11 protein-coding genes and 2 pseudogenes are annotated in these 14,875 nt (G+C 62.1%); 1 reads left to right on the top strand and 12 read right to left on the bottom strand.

Annotated features, from left to right (window positions below):
* The 6 genes and pseudogenes from acnD to ACFQDL_RS24025 form a co-directional block, all read right to left on the bottom strand.
* Window positions 1-2,591, bottom strand: a pseudogene (acnD, locus tag ACFQDL_RS24050) (Fe/S-dependent 2-methylisocitrate dehydratase AcnD).
* 121 nt (window positions 2,592-2,712) lie between these two features.
* Window positions 2,713-3,846 (bottom strand): bifunctional 2-methylcitrate synthase/citrate synthase, encoded by a 1,134-nt coding sequence (prpC, locus tag ACFQDL_RS24045; protein ID WP_379911225.1) that lies wholly within the window; start codon window positions 3,844-3,846, stop codon window positions 2,713-2,715.
* 122 nt (window positions 3,847-3,968) lie between these two features.
* Window positions 3,969-4,862: a methylisocitrate lyase gene (gene prpB, locus ACFQDL_RS24040; protein WP_379911224.1), complete on the bottom strand. Its 894-nt coding sequence runs from the start codon at window positions 4,860-4,862 to the stop codon at window positions 3,969-3,971.
* Complete coding sequence (locus tag ACFQDL_RS24035; protein WP_379911222.1) at window positions 4,855-5,568, bottom strand: GntR family transcriptional regulator; 714 nt, start codon at window positions 5,566-5,568, stop codon at window positions 4,855-4,857. The genes prpB and ACFQDL_RS24035 overlap by 8 nt, the downstream gene beginning before the upstream one ends.
* A gap of 142 nt (window positions 5,569-5,710) precedes the next feature.
* Window positions 5,711-5,950: a hypothetical protein gene (locus ACFQDL_RS24030; protein ID WP_379911221.1), complete on the bottom strand. Its 240-nt coding sequence runs from the start codon at window positions 5,948-5,950 to the stop codon at window positions 5,711-5,713.
* Complete coding sequence (locus ACFQDL_RS24025; RefSeq protein WP_379911220.1) at window positions 5,947-6,570, bottom strand: alpha/beta fold hydrolase; 624 nt, start codon at window positions 6,568-6,570, stop codon at window positions 5,947-5,949. The genes ACFQDL_RS24030 and ACFQDL_RS24025 overlap by 4 nt, the downstream gene beginning before the upstream one ends.
* A gap of 238 nt (window positions 6,571-6,808) precedes the next feature.
* Here ACFQDL_RS24025 and pabB point away from each other — a divergent pair, with 238 nt between their 5' ends.
* Complete coding sequence (gene pabB, locus ACFQDL_RS24020) at window positions 6,809-8,191, top strand: aminodeoxychorismate synthase component I (RefSeq protein WP_379911219.1); 1,383 nt, start codon at window positions 6,809-6,811, stop codon at window positions 8,189-8,191.
* Here pabB and ACFQDL_RS24015 read toward each other — a convergent pair.
* From ACFQDL_RS24015 to rluC, 6 genes and pseudogenes are all read right to left on the bottom strand, one after another.
* Complete coding sequence (locus ACFQDL_RS24015; RefSeq protein ID WP_379911218.1) at window positions 8,176-9,720, bottom strand: S8 family serine peptidase; 1,545 nt, start codon at window positions 9,718-9,720, stop codon at window positions 8,176-8,178. The genes pabB and ACFQDL_RS24015 overlap by 16 nt on opposite strands.
* A complete protein-coding gene (locus tag ACFQDL_RS24010; protein WP_379911217.1) occupies window positions 9,717-10,118 on the bottom strand; it encodes a S8 family serine peptidase in 402 nt (133 codons plus the stop codon). Before ACFQDL_RS24010 ends, ACFQDL_RS24015 begins: the two co-directional genes overlap by 4 nt.
* Window positions 10,119-10,426: 308 nt before the next feature.
* A pseudogene (thrH, locus tag ACFQDL_RS24005) lies at window positions 10,427-11,043 on the bottom strand (bifunctional phosphoserine phosphatase/homoserine phosphotransferase ThrH).
* A 123-nt stretch (window positions 11,044-11,166) separates the two neighbouring features.
* Window positions 11,167-12,141 carry an HTH-type transcriptional regulator CysB gene (gene cysB, locus ACFQDL_RS24000; protein ID WP_379911216.1) on the bottom strand — a complete coding sequence of 325 codons (975 nt, stop codon included), beginning with the start codon at window positions 12,139-12,141 and terminating at the stop codon, window positions 11,167-11,169.
* Between the two features lie 148 nt (window positions 12,142-12,289).
* Entirely contained in the window at window positions 12,290-13,390 is a 1,101-nt protein-coding gene (locus tag ACFQDL_RS23995; protein WP_379911215.1) for a DNA-binding protein, read from the bottom strand.
* Entirely contained in the window at window positions 13,383-14,375 is a 993-nt protein-coding gene (rluC, locus tag ACFQDL_RS23990; protein ID WP_379911214.1) for a 23S rRNA pseudouridine(955/2504/2580) synthase RluC, read from the bottom strand. Before rluC ends, ACFQDL_RS23995 begins: the two co-directional genes overlap by 8 nt.
* Window positions 14,376-14,875 lie beyond the last annotated feature (500 nt).

Genomic DNA, 14,875 nt, shown 5'->3' with positions numbered 1-14,875 from the left:
TCAGGCCGCCGCTTCCGCTTCGAGGAAGTCCTTGGCGAACCGCTGCAGCACGCCACCCGCCTCGTAGATCGACACCTCTTCGGCGGTATCGAGACGGCAGGTCACCGGCACCTCGACGCGTTCGCCGTCCCGGCGGGTGATCACCAGGGTCAGGTCCGCCCGCGGCCGGAAGGCGCCGGTCACATCGAAGGTTTCGGTGCCGTCAATACCGAGTGTCTTGCGGGTCACGCCCGGCTTGAACTCGAGCGGCAGCACGCCCATGCCGATCAGGTTGGTGCGGTGAATGCGCTCGAAGCCTTCGGCGACGATCGCTTCGACCCCGGCCAGACGCACACCCTTGGCCGCCCAGTCACGGGATGACCCCTGACCGTAGTCGGCGCCGGCCACGATGATCAGCGGCTGCTTGCGCTCCATGTAGGTCTCGATCGCCTCCCACATGCGGGTGACCTGGCCTTCCGGCTCGATGCGGGCCAGCGAACCCTGCTTCACGTCACCGTTTTCCTGCACCATCTCGTTCAGCAGTTTCGGGTTGGCGAAAGTGGCGCGCTGGGCGGTCAGGTGATCACCACGGTGCGTGGCGTAGGAGTTGAAGTCCTCCTCCGGCAGGCCCATCTTCGCCAGATACTCGCCGGCCGCGCTGGACGGCAGAATGGCGTTGGACGGCGACAGGTGGTCGGTGGTGATGTTGTCGCCCAGCACCGCCAGCGGCCGCATGCCTTTGAGGCTGCGCACGCCGGCCAGGGCGCCTTCCCAATAGGGCGGACGGCGGATGTAGGTGCTCATCGGGCGCCAGTCGTAGAGCGGGCTCTTGGCCGCCTCGGCCTTGTCCAGGTTGAACATCGGGATGTAGATCTGGCGGAACTGCTCCGGCTTGACGGCCGCTTTCACGATGGCGTCGATCTCTTCGTCGCTCGGCCAGATATCCTTCAGGGTGACTGCATTGCCGTTCCTGTCGGTGCCCAGCACATCCTTCTCGATATCGAAACGGATGGTGCCGGCGATGGCATAGGCGACCACCAGCGGCGGCGATGCCAGAAATGCCTGCTTGGCATAGGGGTGGATGCGACCGTCGAAGTTGCGGTTGCCCGAGAGCACCGCGGTAGCGTAGAGGTCGCGGTCGACGATCTCCTGCTGGATCTTGGGATCGAGCGCGCCGCTCATGCCGTTGCAGGTGGTGCAGGCGAAACCGACGATGCCAAAGCCCAGCTTCTCCAGCTCCGGCAGCAGCCTCGCTTCCTTCAGGTACAGCTCCGCCACCTTGGAACCCGGTGCGAACGAGGATTTCACCCAGGGCTTGCGGATCAGGCCCAGTTCGTTGGCCTTGCGTGCCAGCAGGCCGGCCGCCACCACGTTGCGCGGGTTGCTGGTATTGGTGCAACTGGTGATGGCGGCGATGATGACCGCGCCATCCGGCATTTCGCCCTCTTTCTCCTCCCACTGGCCGGCAATGCCGCGGGCCGCGAGGTCGGCGGTCGCCACCCGTGCATGGGGGTTGGAGGGGCCGGCGATGTTGCGGCCAACGGACGACAGGTCGAAACTGAGCACACGCTCGTACTGCGCCGTCCTCAGGCTCTCGGCCCAGAGACCGGCCTCCCTGGCATACTGTTCGACCAGGGCCACCTGCTCCGGCTCGCGACCGGTCAGTTTCAGGTAGTCGACTGTCTGCTCGTCGATGTAGAACATCGCCGCGGTGGCACCGTATTCCGGCGTCATGTTGGAAATGGTGGCGCGGTCGCCGACGGTCAGGCTGGACGCCCCCTCGCCGAAAAACTCCAGATAGGCACCGACGACGCGCTCCCGGCGCAGGAACTCGGTCAGCGCCAGTACGATATCGGTGGCGGTGATGCCGGGCTGGCGCTTGCCGGTCAGCTCGACGCCGACGATATCCGGCAGGCGCATCATGGAGGCGCGGCCGAGCATGACGGTCTCGGCTTCAAGGCCCCCACCCCCACGGAGATCACGCCCAGCGCATCGACGTGGGGCGTATGGCTGTCGGTACCGACACAGGTGTCCGGAAAGGCCACACCGTCACGGGCCTGGATCACCGGCGACATTTTCTCCAGGTTGATCTGGTGCATGATGCCGTTGCCGGCCGGGATGACATCGACATTCTGGAACGCGGTCTTGGTCCACTCGATAAAGTGGAAACGGTCTTCGTTGCGACGGTCTTCGATCGCCCGGTTTTTCGCAAAGGCGTCCGGGTCGAAACCGCCGCACTCCACCGCCAGCGAGTGATCGACGATCAGCTGCGTCGGGACCACGGGGTTCACCTGGGACGGATCTCCGCCTTTTTCGGCGATGGCGTCACGCAGCCCCGCAAGGTCGACCAGTGCGGTCTGACCGAGAATGTCGTGGCAGACCACACGCGCCGGGAACCAGGGGAAATCCAGGTCACGCTTGCGTTCGATGATCTGTTTCAGCGACTCGGTCAGCGATGCGGGATCGCAGCGGCGCACCAGGTTTTCGGCCAGCACGCGCGAGGTATAGGGCAGAGTGTCGTAGGCGCCGGGCTGGATCGCATCGACCGCCGCGCGGGTGTCGAAATAGTCCAGCGAGGTGCCGGGCAGGGATTTGCGGTATTCAGTGTTCATAGCGCCGGTCATCCATCAAGGGGTTCGCAGTAGGCGCAGGTGCGCTCGGATGCCGGGCGACACCTGCAGCCTCTTCAGATGTACAGGGAGCAGGCGGCCCGGAAGGGCCGCCGGATCGGGATCAGGGACGGTCTTCGATTGCGACCCAGTCCGCGTGGTCCGGGCCGGTGTAGTCGGCGCTCGGACGGATGATGCGGTTGTTCGCCCGCTGCTCCATGATGTGGGCGGTCCAGCCGCTGACACGCGAGCAGACGAAGATCGGCGTGAACAGCTTGGTCGGGATGCCCATGAAGTGGTAGGCCGAGGCATGGAAGAAATCGGCGTTGCAGAACAGTTTCTTCTCGCGCCACATCACCTCTTCGCAGCGGACCGATACCGGGTACAGGCGCTCGTCGCCCACCTCTTCGGCAAGCAGCTTGGACCACTTCTTGATCAGGGCGTTGCGCGGATCGGAATCGCGGTAGATCGCGTGGCCGAAGCCCATGATCTTTTCCTTGCGCTCGAGCTTGCCGAGGATTTCGCGCTCGGCCTCGTCCGGCGTCTTCCAGTGCTCGATCATCTCCATCGCCGCTTCGTTGGCGCCGCCGTGCAGCGGTCCTCGCAGGGTGCCGATGGCCGCGGTCACGCTGGAGTGGATATCCGACAGCGTCGAGGCGCAGACGCGGGCCGCGAACGTTGAGGCGTTGAACTCGTGCTCGGCGTAGAGAATCAGCGATACGTTCATCACCCGCTCGTGCAGTTCGTTGGGCTTCTCGCCCCGCAGCAGCCCCAGGAAATGACCGCCGATGGAGTCGATGTCCGGCGCCTCGGTGTCGATGCGCACGCCGTCGTGGCTGTAGCGGTACCAGTAGCAGATAATCGACGGGAAGCAGGCCAGCATGCGATCGATCTTGTCATGCTGCTGGGAGAAGTCGGTTTCGGTTTCGAGGTTGCCGAGCATCGAGCAGCCGGTCCGCATGACGTCCATCGGATGGGCATCGGCGGGAATCTGTTCGAGCACGGTTTTCAGCGCCTGCGGCAGCCCGCGCATCTCCTTGAGCCGGGCGATGTAGGCATCCAGCTCGCCACGGTTCGGCAGCTTGCCGTACAGCAGCAGATAGGCGACTTCCTCGAACTGCGCCTTGTCGGCCAGTTCGGCAATGTCGTAGCCGCGATAGGTAAGGCCGGCACCGGATTGACCCACGGTGCAGAGTGCGGTTTCGCCGGCAGACTGGCCACGGAGACCCGCACCGCCGAGTTGCTTAGCTTCTGCCATCCTGTCTCTCCTTCTTATTCGGGGGTGGAACGTCTGACCACCCGGTCTGCAGTTTCGTACTTCAAGCGTCGTGCCTTCGGCTTTCCGCTTTTTACTGTCAACTTCAAACTGTTGACTGGCCCTTATTTATTCTTGCCCTGGGCGAAGAGCGCATCCAGTTTCTGCTCGAAATCGTGGTAGTTGAGAAAATCGTACAGCTCCATGCGGGTCTGCATGCTGTCGACAACCGCCTTCTGATCGCCGTCGGCAAGAATGTGCTCGAACACATTGAGCGCGGCCTTGTTGGCGGCGCGGAAAGCCGACAGCGGATAGAGCACCATGGTGGCTCCGTTTTTCGCCAGCTCCTGCCGGTTGAACAGCGGCGTGGCGCCGAACTCGGTGATATTCGCCAGCAGATGAGCCCCGCCGATGCCGTCGGCAAAGGCACGGTAGTCCTCGAGGGTATGCACCGCCTCGGCGAAGATGCCGTCGGCACCGGCTTCGAGGCAGGCCTGGGCACGCTCGACGGCGGCATTCAGCCCGTCCTGCTGGAAGGCATCGGTGCGGGCGATGATGAAGAAATCGTCGTCGGTCTTGGCATCGACCGCGGCCTTGACACGGTCGACCATCTCCTCCAGCGAGACGATCTCCTTGTTGGGACGGTGACCGCAACGCTTCTGCGCCACCTGGTCCTCGATATGCACGGCCGCCGCACCACCCTTGATCATCTCCTTGACGGTACGGGCAATGTTGAAGGCGCCGCCCCAGCCGGTATCGATATCGACCAGCAGCGGCGTCTCGACGGCACTGCTGATGCGGCGCACGTCCTCGAGCACGTCGTTCATCGAGGTCATGCCCAGATCCGGCAGACCATAGGAGGCATTGGCCACACCACCGCCGGACAGGTAGATGGCCTGATGGCCAACCCGGGTCGCCATCATCGCATGATAGGCATTGACGGTACCGACGATCTGAAGCGGTTTGTTTTCAGCCAGCGCTTTGCGGAAGCGCCCGCCGGCGGTGAGTTTCTCAGCCATGTTTTTCTCCCAGGTTGTTATTGACGGTGTCCAGTTTGTCCTCGATGTTGCGACGCGCCGCACTGATATGCCGGCGCATCAGCAGTTCCGCCAGCTCCGGATCCCGGGCGTCGATGGCATCGACGATCTGACGGTGCTCCTTGAGGGCCCGCTTCGGGCGCGAGCTCGAAACACTGAACTGATAGCGGTACATCCGTACCAGGTGATAGAGATCGCTGCCGAGAATCTCCAGCAGCTTGGCATTCTTGCTGCCCTGCACGATGCGAAAATGGAAATCCAGGTCGCCCTCTTTCTGGAAATAGGCGCGCCCTTCGTGCTCTTCCACCGACTGCTCGTGCTCGTCGAGCAGGGCCCGCAACTGCTGGATCTCGTCTTCGCTCATGTACTCGGCCGCCAGACGGCAGGCCATGCCCTCGAGCGCCTCGCGTACACGATAGATCTCGACCAGCTCCGCCGCCGAAAGCTTCACCACGCGGGCGCCGATATGGGGCTTGCGCTCGATCAGCCGCAGCCCTTCGAGCCGGCGGATCGCCTCGCGCAGCGGCCCGCGGCTGATACCGTAGGTACGGGCCAGTTCCGGCTCGCTGATCTTGTGGCCCGGCGGAAGCTCGCCCTTGACGATCGCCGTGACGATATCGTCACAGACACGGTCGGCAAGCGTGCGGGTTTCCACCTGTAGGGACCTGACTATCGTTTTATCGTTCATGGGCCTCGGCCAACTGTAGACTGTCGACAATCTTGAATAACTGCCACCTTAACGCTGAGAAAAGAGACCGTCAACAGCCTTATCCTGAAAAAGTGTCAACATTAGACAAATGTCTAGCGATTCCGAACCTGCGTTAACAGACTCAGCCCAGGTAACGAGACAGCTCCTGATTCATCAGCCGGCCGATCTGGCGGGGCTTCTGAAACGGCAGCGAATGGTCGGTGCCCGCAACCAGGAAGTAGTGCCAGTTGGGCAACCGCTCGGCCAGCTGACAGTGGTACTGATGCATGGGCTCCACACTGCGCCCGCCGATAAAACTGCTGACATCGCCCTGGGCGGCGACCAGCTGCTCTCGATCCAGCTCGCCAATGGCCCGGGTCACGGCATCCAGCGCGCTGGCGAAGCCCCGGCCCTCGATGCCAGCCGCGACACCATCAGCCGCTCGGACTCCGGCTTGATCTTGCGCGCCGGAGAGATTGCATCGAGAAACTGATAGACGCCCTCTGCGGCATCGCTGCCACGCAGGTGCCCCGCCGCCTGGGAGTAGCGCTTGCGCAGCTCGACCGTGCCGGTCCAGTCGGGGCGGTCCAGCACCGCGGACTCCAGCAGATACTGCTTCTGCACCCGGTCCGGATGCTGCTGCTTGAACAGCATCGCCACCAGCCCGCCCATCGAGTACCCGCCGAGATCGAACTGCCACCAGCCCAGCTGGTCGAGCAGCGCATTGAGGTCCGCGACCAGCTCCTGCACGCGGAAAGGATGCTCCTTGCCGTCGGGATAGAGAGTCTCCCCCGTGCCGCGCTGATCCGGCACCAGGATTTCACTCCACTGATCGAGACTGGCAATCAGCGCATGCCAGGTATCGACACCGGCCACTCCGGCGCCATGCAGCAAAACCAGGCGGCGCCCTGTTTCAATGGCCGGGTTGCGATAAAGGCGGTAGACAAGATGCTGGTCCGGCTGATGCAGCCGGCGGGTTTCAACCTTGAAGGGATGGTGCATGTTCCTTCCTGTCGGAATTCGAATCTGCTTCGGATTGTCGACACATGCCGGACGGCGGCTTCCGGAACGGAGCCCTGCCAAAGTGTCGACAGTTACGCCTTCATTATAACAACCCGACAGCACTTCGACCGACACGAAGCCGCCCGCCCCCTTCCGCGGGACTGCTCGGGTGGAATGCGTGCATTGAGGCCGGGCGGCGGTTAGAATTGCGGCTTTTCAACGCAGGCAGACCGTAACCGTGATCAGCCGTACAGTTATCGACTATCGCGAAGACAGCAGCCACTACTTCGAGCGCCTCCGCTCGCTCGGCAATGCGCTCTGGCTCGACAGCGGACGCCCCTTAAGCCGCTACGGGCGCTACGACATCCTCGCCGCAGCGCCGGAGTTCGTCGTCCGTTACGACCGCGGCACCCTGGTGCTCGAGCAGGACGGGATCAAGGAGAGACTGAATGCGTCGCCGTTCGCGGCGCTCAGGCAGTTGCTTGCCCGCTACCCCGCGGTCGCGCCGCAGCCGGACCTGCCTTTCTGCGGCGGCCTTATCGGCCATTTCGGCTATGACCTCGGCCGCGCCCTCGAGGACCTTCCGGACAGCGCTCTGGACGACATCGCCTTTCCCGAGATGCGGGTGGGCTTCTATGGCTGGGCGGTGGTGGTCGATCACCAGCAACGACGAGCCGAGCTGATCAGCCTGGACAGCTGTGCCCGGGATGCGATCGACACTGTGCTGACCCGCCTGAAGATGTCCGGTTCCGAAGCCGAAACTGCGCGGTTCGAACTCGAGGCGCCCTTTGCCAACGACCTCAGCCGCGAACAGTACAACCATGCCCTGGCCCGCATAGACGACTATATTCATGCCGGCGACTGCTACCAGGTCAACTTCACCCAGCGCTTCAGCTCGACGTTCCGCGGCGACCCCTGGCAGGCCTACCGGCGACTGCGCGAAGCGGCACCGACACCCTATTCCGCCTATCTCGAGAGCGAGGATGGCGCCGTGCTGTCCCTGTCCCCCGAGCAGTTCCTCGGCTGTGATCGCGGACAGGTCACCACCAAGCCGATCAAGGGCACACGCCCGCGCAGCGACGACGCCGCGCAGGATGCGGACCTGAAGCGCGAGCTGCAGCTGTCATTGAAGGACCGGGCCGAAAACCTGATGATCGTCGACCTGCTGCGCAACGATCTCAGCAAGGTCTGCGCCTTCGGCACCGTCAAGGTACCGCGACTGTTCGCCGTCGAGAGCTATGCCAACGTTCACCACCTGGTGACGACCATCACCGGCCGGCTGGACAGCCGCCGGCAGCCGCTGGACCTGCTCGAACACTGTTTTCCCGGCGGTTCGATCACCGGCGCACCCAAAATCAGGGCGATGGAGATCATCGACGAACTGGAGCCGCAGCGGCGCAATATCTACTGCGGTTCGATCGGCTATATCAGCCTCTGCGGGCGCATGGATACCAGCATCACCATTCGCACCCTGCTGTGCGAGGAGAACCGCATCTACTGCTGGGCCGGTGGCGGCATCGTCGCCGACTCCGTCACGCAGCAGGAGTACGAGGAAACCTTCAGCAAGGTCAACAACCTGCTGAAGAGCCTCGAAAAGACCTGCACTCAGACAGACGACTGAGCCTGCCGGCGGCACATCCTACTTGTTAGGCTTGCCGCCGCCTTTTCCACCACCCCCTGGCCGCCGCCGGCATCGTTGATTACGACTTCGATCGACGCTTCGCTCCAGGCAGACACGCCGGCCCCATTACGCGCCCTCACACGGTACAGATAGGTCCCCGAGGGAACCTCATCGGTATAGGCCAGACTCAGATCGGTATCGATATTCTGTATCTCCACGACGGATGTTATCTTGCCGTTTTTCGGGTGCCGGGTACTGCGCTCGATATCAAAGCCCGTTACGTTGATCCCGTCGTGGCTCCAGCCCAGCACTGCCGACTGATCCCCGCCGTCTTCCACCATCCCTGCACTCAGCCCTGACGGCTCGGACGGCAATTCGGGCTCCGGCGGTGGAGGTGGCGGCGGTGGTGGTGGAGGCTCAGCCGCCGCGGTCAGCGCCCCGTGCAGATTCAATCGCCCGTGCTGCGACCAGGCCTGCATGTTCTGCCCAAGGGCGCCGAAGGCATCGGCACCGGATTCCAATCGCTGTCGCACAATCTGATTACAAGGCGTAACGCCATCCGCATCCACACAATTGCCGGGATCCCCGAGATCGCCCGGATAGATATACGCCCACACAAGCGCCGCGGCACCGGCCACGTGGGGACTGGCCATCGAGGTACCGGAATACCAGTCCAGGCAGGCATCGCTATCGGGATCGAACTCCAGGCCGAGTATATCCGCGTAGAAGATGCAGAAGTCGTTGGGCACCGTCGAGAAGATGTTTTCGCCCGGCGCCATCAGTGACACCCAGCTGTTACCGAAGCTGGAAAAATCGGGAATATTGTCGTCGTGATCGGTCGCGCCGACCGCAATCACCTCGGGATAGGCAGCCGGATACAGCGGGGTATCGGTGCCTTCGTTGCCGGCCGCCGCCACCAGTACGACACCGGCATTCCAGGCATTGCTGACCGCATCGGCCTCCGCCTGGGAGTAATTGCCATAGCTGACCGGCTCGCCACCGACCATTTCATCGCTGGCATAGCTCATATTGATGACGTGATAACCGTTGTCGGCGGCATACTGAATCGCATTCGCCGATGCCGAGACGGGACAGACCCCGATAATGACCGTGTAATATTCACACAACTCCGGGTAGGGACAGTAATAGTACTGGAAGCATGTCTTGAGACTGCCGATCGAGCTGTTCCAGCCCACACCGGCGACACCGATGCCGTTGTCGGTCGTCGCAGCAGCGATTCCCGCCACGTGCGTACCGTGACCGATCCAGTCGAGCAGACTGGGCTCCTCATCGGAGACAAAGTTGACCTCTTCAACGCACTTGCCGTCCGCGAATTCAAGACTGCCCGCCGGGTTACCCGCGCCCCGGCAGTCGACACCGGTATCGAGTATGCCGATCTTGACGGCGGACGATCCGGTCGTCAGGTCCCATGCCTCCGGCGCATCGATATCCGCGTCCTCGGTACCGCTCACCTCGACAATGCCGAGCGCGGGGTCGGGAATAGCGTGAGGGTCGCCGGTGTTGTTCAACCCCCACTGGTCGGAAAAATGATCGTTACCGGTGCCATCCGGGGGTCGACACCTTCATCGGGCTCTATGAGAATGCGATAAAAATCCGGCTCGGCGTAAAGAACATTCGGATTGCGTTCGTACAGCGCAATCCGGGCCTTCACCGCACCCTCGGGCACCTCCAGCACGTGCACGTCGATGCCCGGAATGGTTCGAAGATATCGGTCGCCTTTTGCCAGCCCGGCCATTTCCGAAGCGGCGGAACCCGGCTTGAACTTGACGAGAACACGATCCGGCGCAAAGGCAGGCGGTGGTGAAGAATGGACAGCCCCCGGAGGGCCGGGCGGGGCGGCGAGCGTATCGGCCAGGGAAATGACACAGGCCAGGATAAAAACGGCAAGCGCAATCAGGTGATGCATGGCGTCATCCTCCGCCCTGCAACCCTCCGGGCCGTCAGACCCGGATAGCCGATGCTCAGACTCCGCTGACATCACGCAGAGCAGTATCCATCGCCACCGTCGACAAACGGCGGCATTATCCAACCCTCTGCGGCGTACCGCCACCTCCCTGTCTTTCGCCCGCCACAATGGATCAAGTGCGGAGTACTGCGCGCTCTCCAGTGCAGTTCGCACGCCAGGTCCCGATCGGCCGCGGCGTTGCGAACGCACACTGAAGCTTAGCAGGCCGTTCGAACGGCAACCTGAAATCTACGGCCATCCACCGTCGATCAGGGCCTCAGTTCACGCTCACTGGCCTCGAGGAAGGCGTTGCGCAGATCCCGATAGCTGTGTACCGCCGGGAATTGCGGAAACTCGTCGATGACGTTCTGTGGCGCATGAAACAGAATGCCCGCCTCGGCCTGGGCCAGCATGCTGGTATCGTTGTAGGAATCGCCCGCCGCGATCACACGGTAGTTCAGGAGCTGGAAGGCCCGTACCGACTGCCGCTTGGGGTCGGGCTGACGCAGCCGGTAGTCGACAATGCGCCCGCCGGCATCGACTTCCAGCCGGTGGCACAACAGCGTCGGGTGGCCGAGCTGCTTCATCAGCGGCGCGGCGAACTCGTAGAAGGTATCGGACAGTATCACCACCGGAACCGCTCGCGCAGCCAGTCGAGAAACTCGGCGGCGCCCTCGAGAGGCCTGAGCCGGCTGATGGTGTCCTGGATCTGCGGCAGTGCCAGCCCCTGCTCGTCGAGAATTCGCAGCCGCTGCTTCATCAGCACATCGTAATCCGGAATATCCCGGGTCGTGGCTTTCAACGCCTCTATGCCGGTTTCTTCGGCAAAGGCGATCCAGATTTCCGGTATCAGCACGCCTTCGAGATCGAGACAGGCCAGCTCCATCGACAGCTCCTTGGTACGAATATTGTTTGACAGGTGATACGCAGTAAGCGGCAAGTTACGCTATCGAGTCAGTCGAACGTCAAAGCAGAACGCCCCGCCAACTGCAAGCTCATAACTCATACACTACATCACCGGTAGCACCTGGTCGGCGAAAATCTCCTCGACCTCGGCGCGACTGGAGCAGCCCTGCACCCGGCGCACGACCTCCTCCGTCAGGTGCGGTGCGAACTTCTGGATGAAGTAGTACATGTAGCCGCGCAGAAAGGTGCCCTTGCGAAAGCCGATCTGGGTGGTGCTGGCTTCGAACAGGTGGCTGGCATCGAGCGAGACCAGGTCGGTATCGATATCCGGCTCGTAAGCCATGGTCGCGATGATGCCGACCCCGAGTTTGAGCCGGACATAGGTCTTGATCACGTCCGAGTCGACCGCGGTGAAGATGACCTTCGGGTCGAGCCCTTCGCGACGGAAGGCGTCGTCGAGCTTGGACCGGCCGGTGAAGCCGAACACATAGGTCACGATCGGGTAGGCGGCGACATCCTTCAGCGTCAGCTTCGAGACCTGGCACAGGGGATGATCCTTCGGCACAACGACGGAACGGTTCCAGTGGTAACAGGGCATCATGATCAGATCGCTGAAATGCGACAGCGCCTCGGTGGCGATGGCGAAATCCACGGTTCCGTCCGCCGCCATCTCCGAAATCTGCATCGGCGTCCCCTGATGCATGTGCAGCGACACCTCGGGATAGCTCTTGATGAACTGGGAAATGGTCCAGGGCAACGCATAGCGGGCCTGGGTATGGGTGGTCGCGACCGAGAGACTGCCCTTGCGCTCATCACTGAACTCCTGGGCCACCTGCTTGATGCTCTCGACTTTTTGCAGGATTTCGCTGGCGACGCTCAGGATGGCTTCGCCTGCCGTGGTGACCCGGGTCAGATGCTTGCCGCTGCGGGCAAACACCTCGACACCGAGTTCATCCTCGAGCAGCCGGATCTGCTTGCTGATGCCCGGCTGTGAGGTATAGAGGCTCTGGGCTGTCGCCGAGACGTTCAGGTCATGTTTGGCAACTTCACAGATATAACGCAATTGTTGGAGTTTCATTGGCCGCTCTGGCTCCCCGTCCCGACTGTCGTCAGCATACGCTGTAAAAGCAGGATGCTTATAACAGTATAGAATAAGACAAAGGCAACGCCCAACCCAACAACGACTTGCAGCACCGCTGGGCAATCAGCGGCCGAACGATCCCCATCTACTGCCGTGCGGTGACTCTTTTCAGCTCCTCGTCCTGGGTAATCAGGCGTTTCTCCAGGCTGATCACCCGGGCATTCGCCTTCATCAACTCCTCTTCCCGCGCCTGCAGCTGCACCCGCAGTGCGTTTTCCCGCCGCGTGGCTTCGCTGGATGCATTGAGCTGGCGCTGCGCCTGCTGTTTCAGGTCCGCCTCCAGTTTCCGGACCTGGTCATCGAGCCTTTTCGCCCGATTCTGCTCCGACAGCAGACTGGCGTTGACCTTGGCCAGCTCGCGCGACAGGTTCGTCGTCTCCTGCTGCAGCTGCTTGACATCGTCCTCCAGGCCCTGCACATGGGTCTTCTGGGTTTCGAGTTTGCTGTCCTTTTTCGCCAGCTGTGACTGCAGCTCGCTGATATCCCGGACCAGCATCGCTTCCTTCTTGCCGAACTCGTCGCGCAGCTTCTCCATCGCACTGCGCTGGAAACGGACATCGGCGTCCGCCTTGCTCAGGGCTTCGAGGTTCTGGCGCTGCTCCTCCTTGACCCGCTGATCGAAACCGCGCTTGGTGTCCTCATGGGTCTTGCGCAGCTGCTCGAGCTCCTGCTCGGCGTGGGCGCGACGCGCCTCCTCCTTCGCCAGCCGGCCGGCCTCGGTCCCGAGGCTGTTCTTCAACAACGCCACTTCGGCCTCGGCCATGCGCGTGGCATTGAGCGCCTTTTCGAGCTTGAGCCCCTGTTCGCGGTGGCGGGCCTCGAGCTCGAGGTAGTGATCATGGGACTGCTTGAGGGCGTCTTCCGACACCCGCCGTTCCGCCTCGGCACCGAATTCCGCATGGCGCTTTTCCAGCGTGACGGCCGAGGTCGCTTCCTGAACCGCCTGCTGCCAGACGCGGGAGAATGCCGCCGCCAGCGTATCCGGAATCTCCGGGATCGTTTCCAGGGCGCCGCCAAAGCTGACCCGCGCCGGCAGGGTCTGCCACCAGAGTCCGAGGCAGCGCTCGATATCGCCTTCGGCGGCATCGATCAGTGACGACACCCGGTTTGCCGAGGGTGACTGCCCCTGCATCAGCAGCTCGTCGGCCGCCCGGAACACCTGCTCTTTCAATACATCGTTAATCATTGGTTCCTTCCGTACCGTCCCGATCTGATTCTTGCAGCTTAGTCAGCCCATCGAGGAGTTGCGACTCCAGTGGAGCCTCTACCCGCAGACGCTCGCCACTGGGCAGCGTCAGGCGCAGTTCCGCCGCATGGAGAAACAGGCGGCGAAAACCGACCGCCTTCATTTCGCGATTGTTTTCGTCGACACCGTACTTGTCGTCGCCGACGATCGGATGCCCGGCGAACTGGGCATGCACCCTGATCTGATGCGTGCGCCCGGTAACCGGCTGAGCCTCGACCAGCGTCGCCACCGAACCGAAGCGCCGCAGCACCCGGAACAGCGTCAGCGACGGCTTGCCCATCGGGTGCACCTTGACCACCCGCTCGCCGGACTTAAGCTCGTTCTTGTTCAGCGGCGCATCGACCTGGTGCTTGCGCGTCGGCCAGCGCCCCAGTACCAGCGCATGGTAGATTTTGGTGATTCGTCCCTTCTGACGCAATGCCTCGTGCATGTATCTGAGCATCGATCGCTTCTTCGCAACCATGATACAGCCCGACGTATCGCGATCGAGACGGTGAACAAGCTCCATGAAACGCTGCTCGGGACGCATCTGGCGCAGCGCCTCGATCAGCCCGAGACTGACACCGCTGCCGCCATGGACCGCCAGGCCCGAGGGCTTGTTGATGATGATCAGGTCCTTGTCTTCATAGAGAATCGACGCTTCCAGCACATCGATCAGCCCCTGCCCGACCGGGACCTCCTCCCGCGCTGCGGCAACGCGGATCGGCGGAATGCGCACCAGGTCGCCAACCTGAACACGGTATTCCGGCTTGACCCGCTTCTTGTTGACGCGCAACTCGCCCTTGCGCAGCACGCGATAGATGAGACTTTTGGGAACGCCCTTGAGGGCGGTACGGAGGAAATTATCGATCCGCTGACCGTCCTGATCCTCGGTCACCTCGACCATCTGGACGCTGACCGGAGCGGTCGCATTTTTGTTCGACATATTAATAGGATACTGAGCTCTGATTGATGCCTTTAGGGATTGCTGATATATTCTACCGCTGCCGTGTGCGGTTGGCTCTAGCGAATGCAAATTTCTCGAACCGCCTGACCCTACCCAAGTCACTCTCTCAAGTAACTCTGGCGATGTGGCGGGCCCTGGAGCCCGAGTGCCGGCAATCAACAATCCTCAGTGATTGACAACAGTTTTCGGGAATACCTTCCAGCCACTGGTCCAGACGGTCCGGTTGCAGGTGAAGATGCACATCAGCCCAGAACCTGCCCCTAGCAGCCTGTTGGGCTTGACCGGTCGTAGCGAGGGAAAGAACGTTTTGAGGCAGTTTTTGAGCTCTTTCGAGGCGAATAGTGGTTCTATTCAACGAAAAAGCGAACGAAAAATGACCAAAACCGGCTTTCCCGCAGTAGATCAGCGTTAAGCCCGACTGGCTGCCGGTGCAGCCACAAGCATAGAACCTAGAACAAGATTGGCTGGCGTTTCCTTCA

This window comes from Marinobacterium aestuariivivens (genome assembly GCF_042661465.1).
GTDB classification, from domain to species: domain Bacteria; phylum Pseudomonadota; class Gammaproteobacteria; order Pseudomonadales; family Balneatricaceae; genus Marinobacterium_A; species Marinobacterium_A aestuariivivens.
Note: the sequence above shows the minus strand (reverse complement) of the source record. Positions and strands in the feature narration are given on the sequence as shown.